The following is a 13,913-nucleotide window of genomic DNA, read 5'->3' on the forward strand; positions in this document are numbered from 1 at the left end:
CAACGATATATTAAAATTATTTTGTTAATTCTTTTGAAGGAAGCAGTATGACAAAACGCGCCTGGGTGTTCCCTGGTCAGGGATCACAATCAGTGGGTATGTTAGCGGATATGGCGGAGAAATTCCCCCAGGTTAAGCAAACATTTGACAGGGCAAGCCTTGTCCTGGGTTACGATTTATGGGACGTCGTGCAAAACGATACGGACCAGACTTTGAATCAGACCCATGTTACCCAGCCTGCCTTATTGGCAGCAAGTTACGCTATTTATAAAACACTGGAAGCCCAAGAAATCGACCTGCCTGATTACATGGCGGGACACAGTCTTGGGGAGTATTCTGCTTTGGTTTGTGCCGGGGTGATAAAATTTGAAGACGGCATACGCTTGGTGGAAGCCAGAGGCCGCTTTATGCAGTTAGCTGTACCTGAAGGGGTAGGAGCCATGTACGCCATCATAGGTTTGGCCGATGATAAGGTGCAAACCTGTTGTCAGCAGGCTGAAACGGAGACTGGCTTAGTGGTCTCTGCGGTGAATTTTAATTCTCCTGGCCAGGTTGTGATTGCCGGCAATGCCGAAGCTGCACAAAAAGCGGCTGCGCTATGTAAAGCAGCTGGCGCAAAACGAGCCTTGCCACTGGCGGTTAGCGTGCCTTCCCACTGCGCTTTAATGCGACCCGCCGCAGAAATGCTGGCCACTATGCTTGAAAATATTGATTTTTCCACTCCGACCGTGCCAATTATCAACAACGTTGATGTCGCGGTACAAAGTTCTGGGGAGCAAATCAAGTTGGCACTTACCAAACAATTATATAGCCCAGTCAGGTGGACCGAATCGGTGCAGAAATTAGCCTCATTAGGCACCGCTGAACTATATGAAATCGGTCCAGGCAAGGTACTGACCGGTCTGATCAAGCGTATTGATAAATCCTTGAGCTGTGAAGCGGTAAACAGTGCCGATTCAGTATCAGCCATTCACTAATTAACAGAGAGTATTCAATGTCTGGATTAACAGGAAAAATAGCCTTGGTCACAGGCGCCAGCCGGGGCATAGGTAAAGCAATTGCCGAGCGTTTGTTGGCTGACGGTGTGACGGTAATTGGCACCGCAACCTCGGCGTCTGGCGCTCAGGCTATCAGTGCGTACCTGGGTGAAAACGGTAAGGGCATGGTATTAAACGTTTCAGATGCCGAATCAATGAAAACCCTGCTCAGCGATGTGAGTGAGCAATTTGGGGTGATTGATATCCTGGTTAATAATGCCGGGATCACCCGGGATAATTTACTCATGCGTATGAAAGATGACGAATGGCAAGATATTTTAAATACCAATCTAAGCTCGGTTTTTAGTATGTCAAAAGCGGTGTTACGTGGCATGATGAAAAAACGCTGGGGCAGAATCATTAATATTGGTTCAGTGGTTGGCAGCACAGGAAACGCCGGACAAGCAAATTATGCCGCAGCGAAGGCAGGGGTCATTGGCTTTAGCAAGTCCATGGCTCGAGAAGTAGCATCTCGCGGTATTACGGTGAATGTGGTCGCGCCTGGTTTTATCGATACCGATATGACCAAGGCGTTATCGGATGATCAGCGAGATGCTATCTTTAAAGATATTCCGGCAAATCGGTTGGGCTCAGTTCAAGAGATTGCCGCTACGGTTGGCTTTTTAGCCAGTGAAGGAGCCGCTTACATCACAGGGGAAACTCTGCATGTAAATGGTGGAATGTTTATGGGTTAAGAAAAGTAATAGGTGCTACTATGTGCTGAAGCTTTACTTGATTGTAAAAATTTTGTTTATTAATATGGATTTTCATGTGGTTCGACCAGTAAAAAACTTTACAGTCTTGCTTGCAAGGCAGTGGGTTGGTGAATACACTACTCAAAATTTATATCTAGCGACTTTTAAGGGAAAACTAGAATTATGAGTGACATCGAAGAACGCGTTAAAAAAATCATCATTGAGCAACTGGGTGTTAAAGAAGAAGAAGTAAAATCAGAAGCCTCGTTTGTTGATGATCTAGGTGCGGATTCTCTGGACACAGTTGAATTGGTTATGGCTTTAGAAGAGGAATTCGATACAGAAATTCCTGATGAAGAAGCAGAAAAAATCACAACTGTTCAGTCTGCCATTGACTACGTTAACGCTCACAAAGACGCGTAATAAGTTTTAAAAACGGCTCTTCCTGAGCCGTTTATCATTTCTATAACTACCAATTTTAATAACGTTCGGAGGCCAATGTGGCTAAACGTCGGGTTGTTGTAACCGGTCTTGGCGTCCTATCACCTGTGGGCAATGATTTTGCCTCTACATGGGATAATATCGTCAAGGGTCAAAGTGGTATCGATCAAATTACTGCATTTGATGCATCTGAATTTACTACCCATTTTGCAGGGGAAGTAAAAAACTTTGATGCTGAGCAATACATCCCCAAAAAAGAAACCAAAAAAATGGACAGGTTTATCCAGTTCGGGGTTGCTGCGGGTAGACAAGCATTGGCCGATTCGGGTTTGGTTATCTGCGAACAAAATGCCGACCGCGTTGGTGTGGCAATTGGTTCGGGTATAGGTGGCTTAGGTCTAATCGAAGAAAATCACAGTAAGATGTTGGAATTCGGACCTAAGCGTATCTCACCGTTTTTTGTGCCAGCCACCATAACCAATATGATTTCAGGCTTCTTGTCTATTATGGAAGGTTTAAAAGGCCCCAATCTGAATATTGTTACCGCCTGTACAACCGGCGTGCACAATATAGGCGTAGCCGCTCGCACCATAGCCTACGGTGATGCAGATGCCATGCTGGCGGGCGGGGCAGAAGCCTCCATTTGCCGACTTGGCTTAGGTGGTTTTGCCGCTGCACGCGCATTGTCCACCCGCAATGACTCGCCGCAAATAGCCAGTCGCCCTTGGGATAAAGATCGCGACGGTTTTGTCATGGGAGAGGGAGCTGGAGTAGTGATGCTCGAAGAGTACGAATTTGCCAAGGCCCGTGGCGCAAAAATTTACGCTGAGTTGGTGGGTTTTGGCATGAGTGGTGATGCTTATCATATGACTTCGCCGCCGGCAAATGGAGAAGGTGCGGCAGCATCCATGCGCAACACCCTCAAAGATGCTGGCATCAACCCCGAACAGATTGGATATATTAATGCCCACGGCACTTCCACACCTGCCGGTGACATTGCCGAAGTAGCAGCATTGAAAAGCGTGTTTGCCCGTCATGCCAACAAAGTCTTGGTGAGCTCAACCAAATCCATGACCGGGCATTTGCTTGGGGCGGCCGGTGCCATCGAAGCGATCTTCACTATCCTGGCACTACGGGATCAGGTAGCTCCGCCGACCATTAACTTGGACAATCCGGGGGAAGGTTGTGATCTTGACTTTGTGCCTCATCAAGCCAAGGCCATAAAAATGGATTATGCTTTATGTAATTCCTTTGGTTTTGGTGGTACTAACGGCTCGTTATTATTCAAAAAAGTTTAAACTGGCAAGCACTAACGATCTTTAATAGTATCAAGTCTAAGCCTGTAATATCATTTGCTATTACAGGCTTTTTTAATCAGCGCAATAAATGTTAAAAGTGGATTTTCGCCAAACCAATGATTGTTAACGGACAACAAACTACTCAAATAAACATAGCTGATCGCGCCACCCAGTACGGCGATGGTTGTTTTACGACCATGGCCGTTGATTTTGGTGATGTGGCTCACTGGGAAGCTCACCTAACACGACTCAAAAACAGTTGCGATAGATTATATATTGCATTTGAACGTTGGGATGAGTTGCGCCACTGGGTATTCGAATTAGCACACAATTACCAAAGCTGTGTTATCAAAGTCATGATCAGCCGGGGAGAAGGTGGGCGAGGGTATGGCATAGCGGGTACAGGAAACCCGAGTTACATTATCACCCGGCATGATATGCCAGCGCATTATTCCACCTGGCGCAATAACGGTATTGAGCTCAATGTCAGTACGATCACTTTGGCTAAACAACCGCTTTTGGCAGGTTTGAAACACCTCAACCGGTTAGAGCAAGTATTAGTAAAACGAGAGTTGGAGCAAGACGCATTTCATGACTGCATTGTGATGGATACAGATAACCTGATAGTCGAGACTTCAGCAGGTAACTTGTTTTGGCATAAGGATGATACCTGGTTTACCCCCTCGCTATCATACTCGGGAGTTGAAGGGGTTATGCGTAACCATGTCATCGAGTTATTCAAGGCCATGGGTAGTCAAATCCTTGAGTGTCGTAACAGTCTAGACATATTACAACAAGCTTCCGAGGTGTTTGTCTGCAACAGCTTAATGGGAGTGGTGCCAGTCAATGCAATTGAATTCAATGATGGACATCGTGCTTATTACCACAGCCATTTGATCCACACACTTCAACAAAAGGTAAGCACTTATGCTGTTTAATATTCAGGTAGTCACTTGCTGAAATCTCATATTCTAAAATTCCTGCTGCTAGTATCCGTGTTTATTGTTGTCGCTGCGTTAGGGAGCTTTTACTATTTAAAACAGCAGGCTTACCAACCCCTTAACCTGGCTGAGCCCCGGCTTTTGACGGTGGAAAGAGGGCAATTTGCCAATTCAATTTTAGCTCAACTTAAAAAGCAGCAATTGCTTGATCACACACTCGCAGTGAAGCTGATGCTCAAAGTGTTACCTGCACTGTCATCCGTAAAAACCGGCACCTACGAGCTGACACCAGGCATGAACGCGTTAGATGTCTTCACCCTTATCGCCAGCGGCAAAGAAAAACAATTTGCTATCACCCTGGTTGAAGGTTTCAGATGGCAAGACTGGCGTAAACAATTATTGGCTCATCCGAATTTGCAGGTTTCCGCTGAGTTTGAACAGACAGCTACGAAAATTGCTCAGCAAACGAGGGGGCAATCGTTAGAAGGCTGGCTGCTACCTAATACTTATCACTTTATAAATCACACTTCGGTGGATGCAATAGTGTTGCGTGCATACACCCGGATGCAACAGGTATTGGCGGAGTTGTGGCTTAATAGACAACAAGACTTGCCCTACGAGAGCCCTTATGAAGCACTCATTATGGCGTCAATTATTGAAAAAGAAACGGGCAAACCGGATGAGCGTGAACGTATCGCCGGCGTTTTTGTCAATCGCTTGCGCTTAAACATGCGATTACAAACGGATCCCACTGTGATTTACGGAATAGGTGCGAACTTTGACGGTAATATTAGGCGCAAAGATCTTAAAACACCCACCCCCTACAATACCTATGTGATAAAAGGTTTACCCCCTACGCCCATTGCGATGCCCAGTAAGCTAGCGTTATACGCAGCCCTCAACCCTGCTACCACAGAGGATCTGTATTTTGTGGCAAAAGGAGACGGCAGCCATCATTTCTCAGCGTCGTTGCAGGAACATAACCAAGCAGTGCGCCAATATCAGTTAAAAAGATAGGAAAGTCGTTTTGAAGCCAAAGGGTAAGTTTATTGTCATTGAAGGGCTCGAAGGTGCGGGTAAAAGTACCGCCGTGAGTATAATAAAAGCCTGTATTGAAGCCGCGGGACAAACTCTGATTTGTACCAGAGAGCCAGGGGGGACACCCATGGCAGAAGCCATCCGCCATTGCGTGAAACAACATTGGCAAGATGAAACCGTAACGGTCGAAGCGGAATTGCTGCTGATGTATGCGGCCCGCGCCCAATTGCTGCACAATGTGATCCACCCTAACTTGCAACAAGGTAACTGGGTTTTAGGGGACAGACATGACATGTCATCTCGGGCTTATCAAGGCGGAGGACGTCAAATTGCCGACGAACTTATCGAGCCGCTACGACACATCACCCTAAAAGGGTTTATCCCTGATTTTACCTTGTATCTGGATGTGGAGCCCGAAGAAGGGTTAAAGCGGGCCAGGGGACGGGGTGAATTGGACAGAATTGAACAAACCGACATCCAGTTTTTCCACCGCACTCGGGCGCGTTATCTAGCCCTTGCGGAACAAAATCCGGCGTGTGAAATCGTGGATACCATGCAGCCCATCGAACAAGTGCATGCTCAGATTAAACATTTTATGCAACAATTTCTGGCTCAATAACATGTATCCCTGGCTACAACCGAGTATTAACCAACTTTGTGCCCGGGTTCAGCGGCATAAGCTTCACCATGCCCTGTTATTACAAGGTGCCGTAGGTATAGGCAAGACGGAGTTTGCCCAATTCTTGGGGCGTTACTTATTATGTTCTCGGCGCCATACCAGCGAACCTTGTAATGAATGCCAGTCATGTCTATTGCTGGCGGCGGGGAATCACCCGGATTTATACGAGATCATCTCCGATAAACAAATCGGGGTGGATTCTATTCGTGAGGCAATTCGTAACCTCAGTGGTTCATCCCAGTTATCCGGGGCTAAGGTACTAATAATACATGCGGCCCATACTATGACTGAATCCAGTGCTAATGCCTTGCTGAAAACCTTGGAAGAGCCGACCAACAATACATTTTTACTGCTGCTGACCCACAAACCAGATCGTTTGTTAGCGACTATCCGCAGCCGCTGTGAAAAAGTATTATTGCCCAGTCCGAATACTGATACTTGTATCAACTGGTTGTCTATGCAGGGAGCGTCATCCCCGGACCCTGCTTTGCTGAGTATGTATGTCAGCTCACCGCTAATTTTGCTTGAGCAGCTCAATCATCCACCGAAAATCACTTATCAACACGTCCTTGATGGGATCAGTGGATTACGCGCTGGTGATATAGGTACCGCGGAGCTTGCCACTAAGTGGCAAGAACATCCAGAAACGGTAGTCAAATGGTTGCAATATTGGCTAAGCGAACAGATGAAGCAGCAACAACAACGCCCTGAAATGTTATGGGCCATGCATCAGGCTTGCATTCACGCTGCGGCGCAACTTGCCCACCCGGGGATCAATAAAACCCTGCTGCTGGCTAATGTATTACAAAACTTGTTAGAGTAAAAAGTGCTCAACTTAATTGTTTTCCGCTCATTATTTAGGATATCCCTTTGTTTGTAGATTCTCATTGTCATTTAGATCGCTTGGAAAAAAGTCCCCAAGAGTTAGCCCAAATTATACAATTCGCCGAACAGCGGGGAGTTGAACACTTTTTGTGTGTATCGGTGTCAGTTAAAGACTTCCCGGCCATGCTCGAAACCATTCGTCCTTTTGCCAACGTTTCGGCGTCCTGTGGCGTGCATCCCTTACATCAGGAAGACGCCTGTAGTTACGAAGAACTGTTGGCGATGGCCTCTAAAGACGAAGTGGTAGCAATAGGGGAAACTGGCCTGGATTACTTTTACAGTGCCGATACAAAAGACGTGCAAGTCAGTTCTTTTGTTGATCATATTAAGGTAGCCAACAAACTGAATAAACCGTTGATCATCCATACCAGGGACGCCCGCGGCGACACGATTGAATTGTTAAAGAAACATAAACAGGCCGAGACCCGCGGTGTATTGCACTGTTTTACAGAGGATTGGCCAATGGCACAAGCGGCCATAGAGTTAGGTCTGTATATTTCGATATCCGGCATAGTAACGTTTAAAACTGCCACCGAATTACAAGAGGTTGTCAAAAAAATCCCGTTAGAAAAGCTGCTGATTGAGACAGATTCGCCCTGGTTGGCTCCGGTACCATATCGGGGTAAACCTAACCAGCCTGGCTATGTGCGGGAAGTAGGGGAGTTTATTGCCAATTTGAAGGGTATATCTGTGGCTGAATTGGCTAAGGTAACCAGTCAGAATTTTTATGATTTGTTTAATATTGCGCCTTCGAGCTCGCAATAGTCAATATAATCGTCAAGGTTTGGGCAGAAGTCAGCGAATAGTGGAGGGTGCATTGCATATCATCTTATCCTGCTCCAAAATTATTGAGCTACCCTAAAGAGCCAATAATTTCCCTTATACTGCTTCGCCAGGCTCGCCAGCAAGACATTGTGTAAAAAGGTAAATTTGATATGAGAAAATTTCATTTATTATGCTTATTTTTTCATCTCAGTAATTGACAGTACCTATTGAGCCTATGTGTTGTAAGGCACACAGCTGTTAATATCAATATGGCACGATTTAAGCCTTAATAAAGTTCCTACTCGTTAAAAAAGGAAATTATCATGTTACGTTGGGCGCTTATATTTTTAGTTATCGCACTGGTTGCTGCAGTATTGGGATTTGGCGGCGTGGCGGGTTCCGCGGCTGGAATAGCCAAGATCATCTTTTTTGTATTTCTTTTATTGTTAGTGATCTCGGTTGTTATGAATCTCGTTCGGGGTAAATAGCGATTTAATACTCCAAAGAACGGAGTATTAAAATATAAAAAAGAGGCTTATTAGTCTCTTTTTTTATATTCCATACATTGCGTTGTGATAATGGGTCGTTTCGTTTCGACCATTAATTTATTTAATCTAAAAACCGGGGCAAGGTGTCTAACGCTTAGCGTTGCATTTAGCCAGTGCCCCGCAACTGATATTAAAAACTGGCGGAGACGGATTCTGCACTTTGCTCAAGCTGGGACTTGGCTTGTTCGGTTTGTTGATGATTTTCTGTATGTATTATAACTACCCATTTGGCGTCTTGGGTCGCTTGTCGCGTCGCGTTCACCACTGCATCCTGATCCGGGCGCAACGAGACTAACCCTGCAATCATTAAACCGGCAAAAAGCCCCATTATCACAAGAGCTGCCACCGTTAATCCTGGACTAGACTGAGTATAGATCGGCCCGTAAATGCCCAGTATTATCCCCCCTGCCAGCCCCACCAATGCGCCGCAAATACCAAAATTCACATGGCTTTTAATTAACGTACGACCCACCTTTTTGTCATTGGGCTCTATCTTACGATCATAATTTACATCGTTGGGTGGTACGAGACTGATTTGTTTCTGAGCGAGCGACATTTTGCTCATGATGGCCTTTAGCGCTGATTTTGCTTGCTGTTCATTGGCGTAAATTGCGCTAACTTTACCGCGTATATGGCTGTTCATTACTGATCCTCTCCTTTGTCTATCAATAGTGCCTCACTATCGATAATTTGGTTTTGTATCGTTTTTGTTGTTTCTGATATTCGTACTGCGCAATTGCTATGCCAGTTTTAGACACCTGAAAGGACGTATTTAAATGGAGTGGATCAGTAGGGATTTATAAAACCTATAATTCGGGGGTATTACCAACATTGACGCTCTGGCAAGTTGGCGCAATTTAAGCTTAAGTACCTCATCAAAGAGAAGTACAGCCTACAATCCATTTTCACAATCATATGTAAATTTAAGGAAAAAACATGTCAAATCCCCAAGATAATCCAGGTTTATTCAAACTAGCTAAGGGGTATCAGGTCAAAGTGTGGGCCCCCCATGCGACATCCGTATCCATACGCGGGGAATTTAACGATTGGGCCGAAGAGGGGATCGCACTTGCTTCAGGTGAAAAAGGCATCTGGCAAGCTACCATAGATGACTTGCAAAACGGCCAGCAATATCAATTTGATATCTGCGATGCCCAAGGTAAGGTGTTAAAACGTAATGATCCTCGCAGCAGACTGATGACTAACAGTGTAGGAGCATCGGTCGTTTATGATGACGATTATCAATGGCCAGCCACTGATTTTACGTTACCTTCTTGGGATAAACTGGTTATTTATGAGCTACACATAGGCACCTTTAACCGCCTTGATAGCGACGAAGGATCGGGACCAGGAACCTTTAGTTCTGCAATCGAAAAGCTGGATTATTTGGCGCAATTAGGCATTAACTGTATCGAACTCATGCCAGTTAATGAATTCGCCGGTGACTTTAGTTGGGGTTATAATCCGGCCTATCCGTTTGCTGTAGAAGAAGCTTATGGCGGACCTAATGGGCTTAAAGATTTTATCCGTGAAGCACATAGCCGCAATATCGGGGTTATTCTGGATGTCGTATACAACCACTTCGGCCCCAGCGATCTGCATCTGTGGCAATTCGACGGCTGGTCTGAAAATGGCAAAGGGGGCATCTATTTTTATAATGACTGGCGCAGTGACACGCCGTGGGGCGACACCCGGCCTGACTATGGCAGACCACAAGTCAGGCAGTATATCTTTGACAACGCCATGATGTGGCTAGAAGAGTTTCGTCTGGATGGCCTGCGTATGGATATGATCCCCTATATGCGCTCAGTCTCGGGTAGTGAATTACCTGAAGATAGCATCCAAGAAGCGTACGAGCTGATCCGTTGGATTAACAGTGAAGCCAAAAAACGTTTTGCCCATAAATTAATGATTGCTGAAGACTTACATGGTAATGATTTTGTCAGCGATTTTACCGATGACGGCGGTCTGGGGTATGGGGCCCAGTGGGATGCCGATTTTGTACACCCGATCCGTGAAGTACTTACTCAACCCGAAGATCAAGCAAGGGATTTACATATTGTCATCAAGGCTTTATCCAGACGCTACAGTGACCAAGCATTTAATCGTGTGGTGTATGTTGAATCTCATGACGAAGTAGCCAACGGGAGTGCCAGGCTAGCCGAGGAGATAGCCCCAGGCAATGTTGATAAGGACTATTTCGCCCGTCAGCGCTCGGTAATTGGGGCGGCTTTAACCCTGACAGCTCCTGGGATCCCGATGTTATTCCAAGGTCAGGAATTACTTGAAGATCTGTGGTTTAACGATCAGGATCCCATTGATTGGGCAAGACTGGAAAAATTCCCGCAACTCAATAAAGCTTACCGAAGCCTGATCGATTTACGTAAAAATGCGGCGGGGTTAAGTGCTGAACTGATTACTTTTGTGCATCAGGATCACGACAATAAGATCTTAGTGTACCTGCGCGACCCAGAAGATAATGACGAAGGTAAGGTATTGGTACTGATTAACTTTAAAAATCAACGCCATGAAAACTACCAACTAAATGATATCGTTCAACAACATTGGCAATGTGTGTTTAATTGGCACAACGGTTATCATGAGCCTGATACCTTTGCCTTTACCGGCATGGATGAAGAGCCGCAAAGCACCTTGACAATTGAGCCTTATCAAGTCCTGATTTTCAGCCAAAAATAAATTAACAGGCTAACCAGGTGCGAGTTAGTTCGTTCCTGGTGGGCCCATTACATTTAGCCCGTAATGTTTTCCAAACTATGTGAAAAACTTACACGTTTTAGTTTTGCTAATATGGTTCAAAGCTCTTTGAGGATTGATTCTAGCGTATCTCATCATTAAGTTTTAACTATAAAAAAGGTGACTGTAACTAATTTTGTATCCCTGTTTTGTAATATACGTTTAACTGAGTTTTCGGCGACACCTGTTCTGGTCAACGCGATGCTAAAATTAAATGGATGGCGTAATAATTGCTCGTTATTTTGTCGATAACCATCAGGCTGTATTCAATATATTGGTAAGCCCTTGGCGGACGTTCTCGCCAAGGGTGAACATTTAAGTCGTTTCGTGCCAACTCCGAATAGTCACCAACTGATTTTAAACGCAACTCACTTAAACTGACTTTGAACTGAATGGCACTTAATTATTAAAGCAATATTAGTAAAATTGTGTGGTAAATACATTTTTAGTCATGATGCCATCATAATGTTAATGATTTCAGCATAACGAGCGCAAATGGGCTAGCTGTTGCCTGTCCAACTCACGTTACTCTCGTCCTTTGCTGCTGCCTTCAGCAAATCGATCAAAGGTAAAGCACGGTGAGAGAGACTGACCAAAGAAGCTTCCTCGTTATCGTCTTCAGACACTTCCGGTTCAGGTTGTTGCTTCGTTGCTTCGATCGCAGCTTCCAGATGCGCCAGTGCAGCCGGAACATCTTTTGCAAATATCGCACTGGGCACGGTACCGCTATGCCCCATCATTTTTAGCAATTCGACTGCCACATCTCCGAACATCGTTATGTTGGCACTGGCCGGACTGGAAAAAATTACTAGCATGATCAGTTCTCTCTTAAGGTTTGCTCAATGATTATAGGAAGAATAAACGCTATGCCTAATCTATACAACAGGCATTAATTTTGTGGGTTCATGGTCTGCATACCGTCAATCGCCACCAAAACATCTGAGAACATATTCATTTCACGACACAGCTCGTCAAACGCTCGGCATGCACGCTTAATACCTTTGCCTTTGTTCTATCTTAAATCAGCGATGGCCTCAAAATCAGGTTGTAGACGACCCAACAACCACAACACCTCAAACGACAGAATCGCTTGGTAATTAAGATACAAAAAAATAACTTGGCGGTAACACAGTTAAACTGTATTTGTATGTCCGCTTTGTCCCGACATAGCGACTTTGTTTACGCGTCAAAAAAACTGTATTTTGTATTTCGATTTTGTGTTGATAGCAGACTGTCACCAGCGAAGAAAACGCTTTCAAGCGTTCAAGCGTTCAAGCGTTCAAAAAGGCGACGCGACGTTTTAAGTTTTTTCCAGAAAATCTACTAACGCCAAACAGGTTGCTGATTCCTTACGTGGTGTCTCGGCGGGTACCTCCACCGAGACTGACTCACACTCGATTTTACGGCGCTTTTGCGGCTAATATTAACATCAGAGCGACGGTAACCGCGCCACAAAGGGAAAAACAGCTTCAACTTACCATCATGGGCTATTTAATCATCGTCGCTGTATTTAAAAGAAGTCATCGATTTTAATGCGTCCTTAGTTGAATCAAAATAGAGATCATCACCATCAGCACTCACACGGAGCTGGTCATAAGGCACAGCAACGAGCTTTTCGCCCATTCCTAAGAAACCACCCACTGAGATAATTGCCATGAGTTTTTCGTCCGTTCTTGAATAAACAACATCGTCGATTTCTCCAAGGTTATCACCATTGGCACTTTCAACGGTTTCACCAATGATTTCACTGATACGGATTTTATAAAGGCTTTTAGCATCACGATATTTACCATACTCAACTGAATTAGCAAACTCGCTTTCACGAGCATTAGATGAGGCATTTTCTCGACTCATTCTCATCTGTTTACCGGTATTTTCACCGTCGTTGTATTTAAACTCGGCTTGCGCTTTTAAGTTTTCTGAAGACGAATTGAGAAAAACATCGTCACCACCATCACTAACGCGAAGTTCGTTGTACGGTACAGCAATCAGTTTTTCTCCCAAGCCTAAAAACCCACCGATTGATATAATTGCCATGAGTTTTTTATCAGTACCGGCATAGACTAAATCATCGATTTCACCGATATTGTCGCCGTCACGTTGCTCTACCGTTTCGCCAATAAGCTCACTAGCACGTACATGGTAAGCACTTTTGGCATCTCGTTTTTGATCATACATGACTGAATTGTCATACATCGTACGGCGTTTATTGGCGGCCATTTTCATTCTCGCGTTTCTCATCATTTGGCCGGAAGTTTCGCCTTCATTGTAAGTAAATTCAGCTTTGGATTTTAATGCCTCTTCAGTTGAGTCAAGATAGACTTGATCACCATCTGCACTTACGCGCAATTCTTTATAAGGAACCGCAACAAATTTTTCACCCATGCCTAAAAAGCCGCCGACCGAAATAATTGCCATTATCGTACTGTCAGTATCTGAAAAAACTAAATCATCAATTTCACCAATACTATCGCCATTAGATCTTTCAACTGTCTGACCGATAAGTTCGCTAGCTCGAGCATGGTAGCTGCTTTGCGCGGCGCGATTTTTACCATATTCAACAGAACTTTCAAAGTTATTCTCAGATGAATTCATCATCTTAGCTTTACTTGTCGACTTATCTTCCTGCATTTTGCCTTGTGTCTCTGCAAATGCTTGACCATAAAAAGTCATGCTGCTAATAAGTATTGATATTGCTAAAGTTCGTTTATTAATTTTCATGATAATTTCCATTTGTCTGCAGGTTAATAAAAAACTACGTTGCACTTTTTACATTATGCGACAGGAACCGAATTTTTCAAGATAGATGCCTCCTCTAAAGACAATCAAATA

The 13,913-nt window shown here is 44.6% G+C and carries 14 protein-coding genes and 1 pseudogene; 11 read left to right on the forward strand and 4 right to left on the reverse strand.

From position 1 onward, the window contains the following. Positions 1-47 precede the first annotated feature (47 nt). The 10 genes from fabD to AC3RV5_RS11780 all read left to right on the forward strand — a co-directional run bounded on the left by fabD (position 48) and on the right by AC3RV5_RS11780 (position 8,267). The gene (gene fabD / locus AC3RV5_RS11735) at positions 48-977 is read left to right on the forward strand and encodes an ACP S-malonyltransferase (RefSeq protein ID WP_489727836.1); all 930 of its coding nucleotides are present in this window, start codon (positions 48-50) and stop codon (positions 975-977) included. Between the two features lie 17 nt (positions 978-994). Continuing rightward, the gene (gene fabG, locus AC3RV5_RS11740) at positions 995-1,732 is read left to right on the forward strand and encodes a 3-oxoacyl-ACP reductase FabG (protein ID WP_489727837.1); all 738 of its coding nucleotides are present in this window, start codon (positions 995-997) and stop codon (positions 1,730-1,732) included. Between the two features lie 183 nt (positions 1,733-1,915). Continuing rightward, positions 1,916-2,155: an acyl carrier protein gene (acpP, locus tag AC3RV5_RS11745; protein WP_006993870.1), complete on the forward strand. Its 240-nt coding sequence runs from the start codon at positions 1,916-1,918 to the stop codon at positions 2,153-2,155. A 77-nt stretch (positions 2,156-2,232) separates the two neighbouring features. Beyond that, a complete protein-coding gene (fabF, locus tag AC3RV5_RS11750; RefSeq protein WP_489727838.1) occupies positions 2,233-3,471 on the forward strand; it encodes a beta-ketoacyl-ACP synthase II in 1,239 nt (412 codons plus the stop codon). Between the two features lie 116 nt (positions 3,472-3,587). Next, complete coding sequence (gene pabC / locus AC3RV5_RS11755; protein WP_489727839.1) at positions 3,588-4,409, forward strand: aminodeoxychorismate lyase; 822 nt, start codon at positions 3,588-3,590, stop codon at positions 4,407-4,409. 18 nt (positions 4,410-4,427) lie between these two features. Further along, entirely contained in the window at positions 4,428-5,429 is a 1,002-nt protein-coding gene (gene mltG, locus AC3RV5_RS11760) for an endolytic transglycosylase MltG (RefSeq protein WP_489732146.1), read from the forward strand. Between the two features lie 10 nt (positions 5,430-5,439). Next, a complete protein-coding gene (tmk, locus tag AC3RV5_RS11765) occupies positions 5,440-6,069 on the forward strand; it encodes a dTMP kinase (RefSeq protein ID WP_489727840.1) in 630 nt (209 codons plus the stop codon). Position 6,070: 1 nt separating this feature from the next. Next, entirely contained in the window at positions 6,071-6,952 is an 882-nt protein-coding gene (gene holB / locus AC3RV5_RS11770; RefSeq protein WP_489727841.1) for a DNA polymerase III subunit delta', read from the forward strand. A 47-nt stretch (positions 6,953-6,999) separates the two neighbouring features. Beyond that, a complete protein-coding gene (locus AC3RV5_RS11775; RefSeq protein WP_489727842.1) occupies positions 7,000-7,779 on the forward strand; it encodes a TatD family hydrolase in 780 nt (259 codons plus the stop codon). 323 nt (positions 7,780-8,102) lie between these two features. Further along, on the forward strand, positions 8,103-8,267 hold the full coding sequence (locus AC3RV5_RS11780; RefSeq protein ID WP_489727843.1) for a DUF1328 domain-containing protein: 165 nt from the start codon (positions 8,103-8,105) through the stop codon (positions 8,265-8,267). 190 nt (positions 8,268-8,457) lie between these two features. On the opposite strand, the gene AC3RV5_RS11785 is transcribed toward AC3RV5_RS11780, so the two are convergent. Then, a complete protein-coding gene (locus AC3RV5_RS11785; protein WP_489727844.1) occupies positions 8,458-8,970 on the reverse strand; it encodes a hypothetical protein in 513 nt (170 codons plus the stop codon). Positions 8,971-9,263: 293 nt separating this feature from the next. Between AC3RV5_RS11785 and AC3RV5_RS11790 the strand changes: the two genes are divergently transcribed. Next, positions 9,264-11,024: an alpha-amylase family glycosyl hydrolase gene (locus AC3RV5_RS11790; protein ID WP_489727845.1), complete on the forward strand. Its 1,761-nt coding sequence runs from the start codon at positions 9,264-9,266 to the stop codon at positions 11,022-11,024. A gap of 557 nt (positions 11,025-11,581) precedes the next feature. Here AC3RV5_RS11790 and AC3RV5_RS11795 read toward each other — a convergent pair. The 3 genes and pseudogenes from AC3RV5_RS11795 to AC3RV5_RS11805 all read right to left on the reverse strand — a co-directional run bounded on the left by AC3RV5_RS11795 (position 11,582) and on the right by AC3RV5_RS11805 (position 13,802). Then, entirely contained in the window at positions 11,582-11,896 is a 315-nt protein-coding gene (locus tag AC3RV5_RS11795) for a DUF1840 domain-containing protein (RefSeq protein WP_489727846.1), read from the reverse strand. 101 nt (positions 11,897-11,997) lie between these two features. Further along, positions 11,998-12,156, reverse strand: a pseudogene (locus AC3RV5_RS11800) (IS5/IS1182 family transposase); the annotation flags it as partial. Between the two features lie 416 nt (positions 12,157-12,572). Continuing rightward, positions 12,573-13,802: a PRC-barrel domain-containing protein gene (locus tag AC3RV5_RS11805; protein ID WP_489727847.1), complete on the reverse strand. Its 1,230-nt coding sequence runs from the start codon at positions 13,800-13,802 to the stop codon at positions 12,573-12,575. Positions 13,803-13,913: the final 111 nt, after the last annotated feature.

This window comes from Paraglaciecola sp. IT1134 (assembly GCF_058068185.1).

Coding starts and splice junctions, on each gene's coding strand:
- fabD (WP_489727836.1), top strand. CDS start 48: ATGACAAAACGCGCCTGGGTGTTCCCTGGTCAGGGATCACAATCAGTG.
- fabG (WP_489727837.1), top strand. CDS start 995: ATGTCTGGATTAACAGGAAAAATAGCCTTGGTCACAGGCGCCAGCCGG.
- acpP (WP_006993870.1), top strand. CDS start 1,916: ATGAGTGACATCGAAGAACGCGTTAAAAAAATCATCATTGAGCAACTG.
- pabC (WP_489727839.1), top strand. CDS start 3,588: ATGATTGTTAACGGACAACAAACTACTCAAATAAACATAGCTGATCGC.
- holB (WP_489727841.1), top strand. CDS start 6,071: ATGTATCCCTGGCTACAACCGAGTATTAACCAACTTTGTGCCCGGGTT.
- AC3RV5_RS11780 (WP_489727843.1), top strand. CDS start 8,103: ATGTTACGTTGGGCGCTTATATTTTTAGTTATCGCACTGGTTGCTGCA.
- AC3RV5_RS11785 (WP_489727844.1), bottom strand. CDS start 8,970: ATGAACAGCCATATACGCGGTAAAGTTAGCGCAATTTACGCCAATGAA.
- AC3RV5_RS11790 (WP_489727845.1), top strand. CDS start 9,264: ATGTCAAATCCCCAAGATAATCCAGGTTTATTCAAACTAGCTAAGGGG.
- AC3RV5_RS11795 (WP_489727846.1), bottom strand. CDS start 11,896: ATGCTAGTAATTTTTTCCAGTCCGGCCAGTGCCAACATAACGATGTTC.
- AC3RV5_RS11805 (WP_489727847.1), bottom strand. CDS start 13,802: ATGAAAATTAATAAACGAACTTTAGCAATATCAATACTTATTAGCAGC.